This window comes from Oleiphilus sp. HI0061, from assembly GCF_001635675.1.
This window is the reverse complement of record NZ_LWFE01001027.1, coordinates 1-9,081: the sequence shown is the minus strand read 5'-3', so window position 1 is coordinate 9,081 and position 9,081 is coordinate 1. Positions and strand designations below refer to the sequence as shown.

11 protein-coding genes are annotated in these 9,081 nt (G+C 43.3%); 10 read left to right on the top strand and 1 reads right to left on the bottom strand.

Annotation, left to right across the window (positions count from 1 at the left end; translation table 11 throughout):
* The 7 genes from A3735_RS12925 to A3735_RS30965 form a co-directional block, all read left to right on the top strand.
* Positions 1 to 554, top strand: a 554-nt coding sequence (locus A3735_RS12925; protein ID WP_197485888.1) for a cbb3-type cytochrome c oxidase subunit I, incomplete at its 5' end; no start/stop codon positions are given.
* On the top strand, positions 554 to 1,159 hold the full coding sequence (gene ccoO, locus A3735_RS12920; RefSeq protein ID WP_068506531.1) for a cytochrome-c oxidase, cbb3-type subunit II: 606 nt from the start codon (positions 554 to 556) through the stop codon (positions 1,157 to 1,159). The genes A3735_RS12925 and ccoO, both read left to right, overlap by 1 nt.
* Positions 1,160 to 1,161: 2 nt before the next feature.
* Entirely contained in the window at positions 1,162 to 1,344 is a 183-nt protein-coding gene (locus tag A3735_RS12915) for a CcoQ/FixQ family Cbb3-type cytochrome c oxidase assembly chaperone (RefSeq protein WP_068506528.1), read from the top strand.
* A gap of 2 nt (positions 1,345 to 1,346) precedes the next feature.
* Positions 1,347 to 2,225 carry a cytochrome-c oxidase, cbb3-type subunit III gene (gene ccoP, locus A3735_RS12910; protein ID WP_068506521.1) on the top strand — a complete coding sequence of 293 codons (879 nt, stop codon included), beginning with the start codon at positions 1,347 to 1,349 and terminating at the stop codon, positions 2,223 to 2,225.
* A gap of 82 nt (positions 2,226 to 2,307) precedes the next feature.
* Complete coding sequence (locus A3735_RS12905; protein ID WP_156490703.1) at positions 2,308 to 2,649, top strand: hypothetical protein; 342 nt, start codon at positions 2,308 to 2,310, stop codon at positions 2,647 to 2,649.
* Positions 2,650 to 2,730: 81 nt separating this feature from the next.
* Entirely contained in the window at positions 2,731 to 4,143 is a 1,413-nt protein-coding gene (ccoG, locus tag A3735_RS12900) for a cytochrome c oxidase accessory protein CcoG (RefSeq protein WP_068506518.1), read from the top strand.
* A gap of 42 nt (positions 4,144 to 4,185) precedes the next feature.
* Positions 4,186 to 4,374 (top strand): FixH family protein, encoded by a 189-nt coding sequence (locus A3735_RS30965; protein WP_068554747.1) that lies wholly within the window; start codon positions 4,186 to 4,188, stop codon positions 4,372 to 4,374.
* A gap of 2 nt (positions 4,375 to 4,376) precedes the next feature.
* Here the strand turns inward: A3735_RS30965 and A3735_RS12890 are convergent, their stop codons facing one another.
* Positions 4,377 to 5,906 carry a methyl-accepting chemotaxis protein gene (locus A3735_RS12890; RefSeq protein WP_068506513.1) on the bottom strand — a complete coding sequence of 510 codons (1,530 nt, stop codon included), beginning with the start codon at positions 5,904 to 5,906 and terminating at the stop codon, positions 4,377 to 4,379.
* A gap of 320 nt (positions 5,907 to 6,226) precedes the next feature.
* Between A3735_RS12890 and msrB the strand changes: the two genes are divergently transcribed.
* The 3 genes from msrB to A3735_RS12875 all read left to right on the top strand — a co-directional run.
* The gene (msrB, locus tag A3735_RS32380; RefSeq protein ID WP_369820530.1) at positions 6,227 to 7,249 is read left to right on the top strand and encodes a peptide-methionine (R)-S-oxide reductase MsrB; all 1,023 of its coding nucleotides are present in this window, start codon (positions 6,227 to 6,229) and stop codon (positions 7,247 to 7,249) included.
* Positions 7,250 to 7,334: 85 nt separating this feature from the next.
* The gene (locus A3735_RS12880) at positions 7,335 to 8,156 is read left to right on the top strand and encodes a glucosaminidase domain-containing protein (protein WP_082870316.1); all 822 of its coding nucleotides are present in this window, start codon (positions 7,335 to 7,337) and stop codon (positions 8,154 to 8,156) included.
* A gap of 166 nt (positions 8,157 to 8,322) precedes the next feature.
* Positions 8,323 to 9,081, top strand: a 759-nt coding sequence (locus tag A3735_RS12875; RefSeq protein ID WP_082885881.1) for a MipA/OmpV family protein, incomplete at its 3' end; no start/stop codon positions are given.

The window sequence follows — 9,081 nt, the reverse complement described above, 5'->3', positions numbered from 1 at the left end:
TCATGACGCTATCTGGCGCATGGGATAAGTTACGCTCTGACCCGATCCTTAAGTTCCTGATTGTATCCCTATCGTTCTATGGCATGTCGACCTTTGAAGGGCCAATGATGTCGATAAAAACCGTCAACGCACTATCTCACTATACTGACTGGACAGTTGGGCACGTTCATTCAGGTGCGCTTGGTTGGGTTGCTTTTATTACTATCGGTTCCGTTTACATGCTTGTTCCTGAGCTATTTAACAAAAAGCGCATGTATAGCGAATCGCTGATAAACAGTCATTTCTGGATCGCAACAATTGGTGTAGTACTTTATATAGCATCAATGTGGATCGCTGGTGTAATGCAAGGCCTAATGTGGAGAGACATGGGTGACGACGGTACGCTGACATATACTTTCATTGAAAGTATCAAAGCTAGCTACCCCTACTATGTCGTACGTGTACTTGGTGGATTAATGTTCTTGGTTGGTATGTTGATGATGGCATATAACGTAATTAAAACCATCGGTTCTTCCGAGTTAGACAACGAAGCATCCAACAAGGAGGCAGCATAATGAATCATCAAACTATTGAAAAGAACAGCGCACTACTTGGTGTATTAATTGCCCTAGTAATTAGTGTTGCCGGTTTGGTTGAAATCGTTCCGCTGATGTTTCAAACACAAACGACAGAACCAGCACCAGGCGTTAAACCTTACACAGCGGTTCAGCTAGCGGGCCGCGACATCTACATTCGTGAAGGTTGTTACAACTGTCACTCACAGATGGTTAGACCTTTCGCTGATGAAGTGTTGCGATATGGCCCTCCGTCAGTTGCAGGTGAATCAGTTTACGACCGCCCGTTCCAGTGGGGTTCGAAACGAACAGGTCCTGATTTGGCACGCGTTGGTGGCCGTTACTCTGATGAATGGCATCGTATACATTTAATCAATCCTCGTGATTTGGTGCCTGAATCAAATATGCCAAGCTTCCCTTGGTTAGCCGAGGCACCAGCAGAAACTGATAGCATTATAAGCAAAATGGAAGCCTTACGTTTACTAGGCCATCCCTATTCAGACGAAGAAATCGCTAACGGGCCCGCCCAGCTAGCAAATATGACTGAAATCGATGCTTTGATTGCATACTTGCAAGTGCTTGGCACTGCAAACAACGGGAGATAAGCATGGGCGAATTACAGCACACACTAAGCGGTTTAATGACCGGCATGCTTTTGCTTACGTTCATCGGAATTTGCTTCTGGAGCTGGAGTGGCAAGCGTAAAGAAGCGTTCGAGGAAATGGCAAATCTTCCCTTGGATAACACTGCAACGAATACTTGCAATAACAAAGAAAAAAGTGAGGCCTAATTATGAGTACAGGATGGAGTATTTTCATCAGTGTATTGGTCATCGGCAACCTAGTTGGTGTCATGTGGCTACTGTTCGCGACTTCTTCAAAGAAGTCGGATGAGAGCGGTGAGGTCGAGTCTACCGGACATGAATGGGACGGTATATCCGAACTGAATCACCCACTACCAAAGTGGTGGTTTAACATGTTTATTCTGACAACTATTTTTGCAGCAATTTACATGTACCTTTACCCTGCACTAGGTAATAACGAAGGTTCATTAGGTTGGACTCAACTTAATCAGTTAGACGCCCAAATGGAAAAGAATAGAGCGGACCGCGCTGCCTTCTTTTCTCAATTTGAGGGCAAAACAGCTGAAGAACTTCAAGCAAATACTGAAGCAATGAAAACTGCTTCACGCTTGTTTGCCAATAACTGTTCGCAATGCCATGGTTCCGATGCTAAAGGCTCAAAAGGCTTTCCGAATCTTGCAGATGATGACTGGCTATACGGAAATAGTTCAGATTTGATTTCGCAGTCAATTCTAAATGGCCGTCAAGGCGTGATGCCTGCTTTCGGCGCAATTTTAGATGACACGCAAAGATCTGACCTTACTCAGTACGTGCTTAGCTTAAGCAATCAGTCCACTGACGCGACCAAAGCAGAACAAGGCAAGGCAAGCTTTGATATGCAATGCGCTGCTTGCCATGGCATTGACGGTAAAGGCAACCAGCTGCTTGGTGCGCCCAACCTTACTGACAATATTTGGTTATATGGCGGACTGTTAAGAGATATTGACGCCACGATAGCCAATGGACGTAACGGCAACATGCCGTCGCACAGACATTTGTTTAGTGAGCAAGAAGCTAAAGTTCTATCAGCTTATATTTTGTCTCTATAACTTTGTCATCAAGGTGTAATTCAGCGCCCAATCATTTATATAGGCGCTGAATTACACCAATATTTATAATGATCCGAGGTCAATGATGATTCGAATTATCATATCGCAACTACGCACGATTGTTCCCGAGGAAGAATTACAGTCGAAAGTTTTCTGGCGCTCATTTGGTGTTATGGCTTGGGTGTCTTTTTTATGCGCAGCACTGGCAACAATGCTTTTCTTCGCAGCATTTGATCCGATAGAGTTATCAAGTATCGCGACTTTCCCTGTAGAGTTTAGCCCAAATGCTCTATATACATTAGGCTTTTTCCTCTTTTGGGTGTTTGGTTTTAGCTGCACAGCTTTGAGCTGTGTCTTATTGGCCCTACCTCTTGCCAAACGACAAAAATCCTTGTCAGAACATTACGATGAGGAAGCTGACTAGTCGGCTCAAGACAAAAACAACTTGCAGCTGCTCCTAGGCCTGCAGGCATCTAGTTCTATCTGTTTACATTGGTGTTAATTAATGGATATTGAAAACAAAATTGCACATCGCTTCAAGTCTTCCGACAGCAACTTGTATGCAAGTCATGAAAAGGTACACACCCGTGAAGTAAAAGGTGTTTTCCAATCGCTTCGCAAAGCAATGATGTTTACACTGCTCGGGCTTTACTATTTTGCAGCCTGGTTTACATGGGATGGACATCAAGCAATTTTGTTCGATTTACCGGAGCGCCAGTTTCATATTTTTTGGCTAACGTTTTGGCCTCAAGACTTTTTCTTTCTAGCTTGGCTATTAATCATGGCTGCGCTCAGCCTATTCTTTTTTACAGCCTTGGCTGGCCGCTTATGGTGCGGTTATGCCTGCCCCCAGACCGTCTGGACTGAAGCCTTCGTTTGGATGGAACGCATTATTGAGGGTGACCGAGGCGCACAGCTTAAGCTGGAAAAGATGCCCTGGAATGCTGAAAAAATTCGCAAACGAGGGACCAAGCAGCTTGTATGGCTCCTGTTCTCATTATGGACCGGTTTTACCTTGGTCGGATATTTTACACCTATACGCGAGTTATCAGCGTCTTTGTGGACAACGCTGTCTGGCACCTACACTCTTGGGCCCTGGGAAACTTTCTGGATCCTATTTTATGGTTTTGCGACTTATGGAAACTCTGGCTACCTCAGAGAACAGGTATGCTTATATATGTGCCCTTATGCACGCTTCCAAAGCGCCATGTTCGATAAGGACACTCTGATTGTCTCCTACGACGATGACCGTGGCGAGCCAAGAGTTAAGGGTAAAAAAAGAAAGGAAATGGCCGACCAGGCAGGTGACTGTGTTGACTGCTCTTTATGTGTGCAGGTCTGCCCTACTGGCATCGATATTCGCGAAGGCTTACAGTATGAGTGCATTGGCTGCGCAGCTTGTGTGGATGTATGTGACCAGGTAATGGAAAAAGTCTCGAAACCTCAAGGTTTGATTCGCTACACCACTGAACATTCCTTACATCACGAAAAAACTAAGATTCTTAGGCCGCGAATTGTCGCTTATGCTATTTTGTTAGTTGCTTTATTTGTTGCCTTTGTTATTGCCATTGCAATGCGTTCACCGCTAGCAGTTGATGTACTCAGAGATCGTGGTGCACTATACCGCGTTATCGACGCGTCTAATATTGAAAACGTCTATAACTTTAAGGTGATGAATAAAAGTAAGAATGCGCAAACATATCAAATTGATGTGTCCGGAATTGACGGCGCAAAGGTTTCTTACAATGAAGTGCAAAAAATAGCACCAGGCGAAGTTGGCAATGTTACCGTAACCGTTGCAAGCCCCGTAGCGTCTTTAGATAAACCTATTGAAACTCTTGAGTTTACAATCTCTACCAAGATTGAGGATGATATATATAAGGTTCAAGAAAGTTCTCGATTCTTCAGCCCAAGATAGCACCGTAATCACAATACCTACCCAGAGATGGAATATAACAATATGAACGATACAAATAATAAACCTCAAACTGCCTGGTATAAGCAGTTTTGGCCTTGGTTTTTAATAGCATTACCAGCATCAGTTGTTGTCGCGAGCATGTTCACAATCTCGATTGCTATAGATAGCGCGCCAATAATTACTGACCGTGAGATCGGGCGATTTGCCCGTGAAGAAGTGAAAGAACCTTAAGCTTATACTTGCAGTTTTCCGACGATGCTTTCAAGCTGATTAGCAAGATCAGCTATCCTCTTTGAGTCTTCGCTAACACTCATTGCATTAAGTAGAACGTGGTCGGCTCCTTTTTTGACTTCCTCTAGGCCATTGCTCACAGCGAGACTTGTTTGGCTCTGCTCTTCAGCGGCAGACGCCACGACAAGATTACTGCGATTGATACGATCACTTAGGGAGCGGATATCAGAGAATAAAGCAACCGTACGCTCCGAGCTCTCAACGCTGTTGTTTGCTGTCGAGGTACCTTGATCCATTACCCGAATAATATCGCTGGTTACACTTCGAATTGCATTTACAAGCTGCTGTATCTTCTCGCTCGACTCATGTGCATGTTGAGCGAGCGAACGAACCTCATCTGCAACCACCGCAAAGCCACGGCCCGATTCGCCAGCTCTTGCAGCTTCAATTGCAGCATTGAGCGCTAAAAGATTAGTCTGTTCAGAGATTACCTGTATCTCGCTTGTTGTAGAATCTATTCTCTTCGTATCATCTTGCAAGGTTGATATCAAAGTAGAAACTTGGTCGATCTCCTGACTTAGCGTATGTGTAACATCCTTGGCTTGTTGGACTTCTAGCTCGCCCGAAGCAGTGAGATCAGCCGCAGACGAACTAACTTCATGCATCTCTGAAGCGCTGCTGGCCACTTCCTGTGCGGCAATTGTTAATTGCGCAATTGACTCTAGAATTGCCGCAGTTTCCTGCTGTTGCTCAGACATATCCCGCTCGGTTCGATTTGCATTCTCCTGAAGGCTTGCAGCAGATTGATGCAGCGATCCAGCAGTATCCATAAGCACTTTAACGGTACTTTGATAATTATCTTGCATGGCATTAAAAGCCTCAGCCATTTCGCCCACTTCATCAAGACAATCTATTTCTACTCTTGCAGTTAAGTCACCATTCTTCCTAACATGTTTCATAACTGATTTTAGATTGTCAATATGACGTTCAAAGAAGGTAATCAAAATCTGTGAGCAGACTAATAGAACTAACATCAAGACAAATACGACGGAGGCAAAATTGAGCGCTTGAGCTTTAAACATTTGTATCAAAGAAGGTTTAACGGCTACACGCGCAATGATTGCGCCATTGTCAAGACTCGCTTTTGTAAGAGTCACGGCAGGGAACTCATCGAGCCATCCACCACCAAAGGTAACAAGCAATTCTTTTGCATCGAGCGCCTTGTCGATAGACTCACTTGAAATTGAATTGTGAACATTTTTACCAGTAAAATAATCTTGCTGACCTGACTCACGGTAAATCAGGTTATTACTAGCTGCTGTCAATGCCCGGTACTCTAGTGGGTCCAACTCTTTTGAAATAGATAGTAAGCTATCGACAATATCAGCATTGTCCTCACGACTTTCATCCAAGATGAAAGAATGATTTATTGCAATGGAGGCAGCAACCATTAAACAAACAATGGTAAATGAAACCCCGTTTAACAACCAAAACTTATACTTTAAACGGAGATTCAAAAGAAACTTATACATATCTGGTAAGGCTCAATTAATTATTATCGTCAATAAAATAGCAGTATAGACCTAAACTTCGGATTCTAAAGGATGTTTAGTGATTTATTCACCTCCCTAAAATTAGCCCTCAGATAAAAACAGGCCTGACTAAGAGAAAATATCTAAAACGGATTTGGAACCTTTCTGCAAACCTCTTGTCCTAAGTTCTACAGTTGCTTAAAAGAATCCCGATAGAGTAGGAATTTATGAAAAAAACACTTTGGATCGTCAGTTTGCTTAGTATTATTACCTATCTGAGCGCAATCACCCAAGCAGCACAAGAGCCTGGGGCATCCACCATGAGTAAAGGCGCCATTGTCTCAGCGAGCGACACGGCGATTTTTGCCGGCGGCTGCTTCTGGTGTACCGAAGCAGACTTTGAAAAGCATAAAGGAGTACTTTCCGCCACGTCGGGCTATATCGGAGGTAGTGAACAGTCACCCGCATACAAGCAAGTAGCCTCAGGCAAAACCGGCCATGTCGAAGCGGTTCTAGTAAAATTTGACCCTAAAGTCACAAATTATCAGTCCCTACTTGATGTTTACTGGAAACATATTAACCCAACAGACTCTGGCGGACAGTTTGTTGATAGAGGAAAGCAATATAGACCCGTAATCTTCTATTTGGACCGTGAGCAAATGAACTTAGCTGCTTCTTCTAAAGCATCCCTTCAGAGCAGCGGCATATTTGATAAACCCATTACGACAGAAATTATAGAAGCTGGTAAGTTCTGGCCTGCCGAAGACTACCATCAGGACTACTTCAAAAGAAACCCAATAAGATATAAATATTACCGCTACAATTCAGGTAGAGATCAGTATCTGGAAACAGTTTGGACAAAGGAAAATCTTGAGAGGAAAGCTATGAGCGAAAACAAACAGACTAATCAATACAGCAAACCAAGCGATACCAAGATACGTGAGAAGCTCAGCGACCTTCAATACAAAGTTACCCAAAAAGAAGGGACGGAAAGACCATTCGATAACGAGTACTGGGATGAGAAACGTGAAGGTATCTATGTCGATATCGTCAGTGGAGAACCCCTATTCTCATCGAGAGATAAGTTTGATTCTGGCACAGGATGGCCGAGCTTTACTAAACCGTTAATAGAAGAATATATAGTTGAAAAGAAAGATTTTCGTTTATTTATGTCTCGCACCGAGGTTCGTAGTAAATTTGCAGACTCACATCTTGGGCATGTCTTTGATGATGGCCCAGCGCCAACTGGTTTAAGATACTGTATTAATTCCGCCGCGTTGGAATTCATTCCCAAGCAGCAACTTAGTAGCCGGGGTTACGAGCAGTTTCTAGATCAGTTTTAAACGAACGATATATTTTCTTTCAGGGTGCTGTCTGTGTAATATAAGTAAAATTACTTTACTTAAACATTTGCGCCCTGAAACTTTAATGAGTTTAATTTCACGCCTCGTCAGCATTAACTACCCCGTTACCCTCTGCTTACTGTCTATTATTTGGGCAAGCATATGGTTCTATCACAGTCCCAAAAATATGCTACCCAAGATTGAAAACAAGGCCGATAGCAGTCTGTCCGTCCCGCTTCCTGACTTTTCAGTTATTCAGAATATAAGTGAGAAGAAGCAGTCTTTTTTTGAATATTTATTGCCAATGGTTAAGGACGAAAACCTTCACATACTTCGCCTCAGAACTGCAATACAAGCTATGAGCACTTCCATAAAAAAAAATGGTGCCGCCAGCCTGAACCAATACGACAGAAATTGGCTTAAAGCGCTTGCAATGAAATACAAGGTTGTGCCAACTACCAACCCAAGTCAGACACTTGGCAGACTGCTAGAGCGTGTTGATACCGTCCCTGCTTCTATGGTACTGGCACAAGCGGCCATTGAGTCTGGCTGGGGGACCAGTCGTTTCGCTAAGCAAGGAAACAACCTATTTGGCCACTGGTGCTTTAAAAAAGGATGCGGTCTTGTACCTAAATTCAGGAATGAGAACCAACAACATGAGGTAGCTCAATTCGAGACTATAAATGAATCCATCAGGGCCTATCTGATGAACCTAAATAGCTTCTCGGCATATGATGAATTCAGGAAACTACGCGCTAAGTTCAGCAGCACAAGCAAGCAAGACATGAGCAGCCTAGATCTACTGCCCGGACTTTCCCCTTACTCCGAACAAGCTGAGCGTTATATTGAGAAAGTTCGCATCATGATCGAAAGCAATAACCTCACTCAATATGACCTAGCCGGCTAATAAGGGTTAGCATTATTCAGAAATATCACGAATGATGTTATCCAGATCTCATCGTTTAAATTCAATAAGATATAGAATACAGAAATATTCAAGGACTCAGCATTCTCTGAACGCTTGGAAATTAAGTAATTAATCACACATGGAACTACCCAGGTAATTTATCACTATGGAATTCAACTCTCGTAAACTCTTATCATTGGCTGCAATAACACTGTCTTTGGTGCTTTGCTCGTCCGCAACTCAAGCAAGGGTACAAGAGCCGGTTCCAGTCTATGAAGACCATCTTTCTATCGGCCCCGGCATTACATTTGGGTCGGCACCCTATATAGGACATGATGGCACCTACTCCTTTTTACCGACTTTCAGTTTTCAGTGGGGAAATTTGTTCGGCTATAACAATCATGATGAGCCACTAGTTGGCTTCGAGTTATTCAGGCATAAGCGTATTATGTTTGGCCTTGCGGTAACATCGGGACGAACATTTTTGGATCTTGAGAATATTAGCGCTGATATGGAAGAGTTGTACTGGGGCATTGATGAAAATAGAGATAGAGCTTACGAGGCTGGCTTTATTTTTCGCTTTTTCTCTCGTGTGGGCTTAGTTGAAATCAAAGCTTTTCATGATGTTGTAAGCACCTACTCTGGCCCTAGATCTTCGATCAGCTGGTCGCGCCCCTTCCCTGATACTGGTAATTGGTCAATTATTCCACGTATGTTTATAAAACATTATGGCAACAAGTATAACACTTACTACTACCAAGTTACCGAAGCTGAAAATGAGGCGGCGGAAAGTTATGTTATTGAAAAATATGGTGCTGGCGAAGATGACGCAAATATCGATTATTATCAAACTATTACCAGACATCAATATGAGCCTGGAAATAGTGGACATGTCGGGTTCGACCTTACCGTCGAATACAGCATA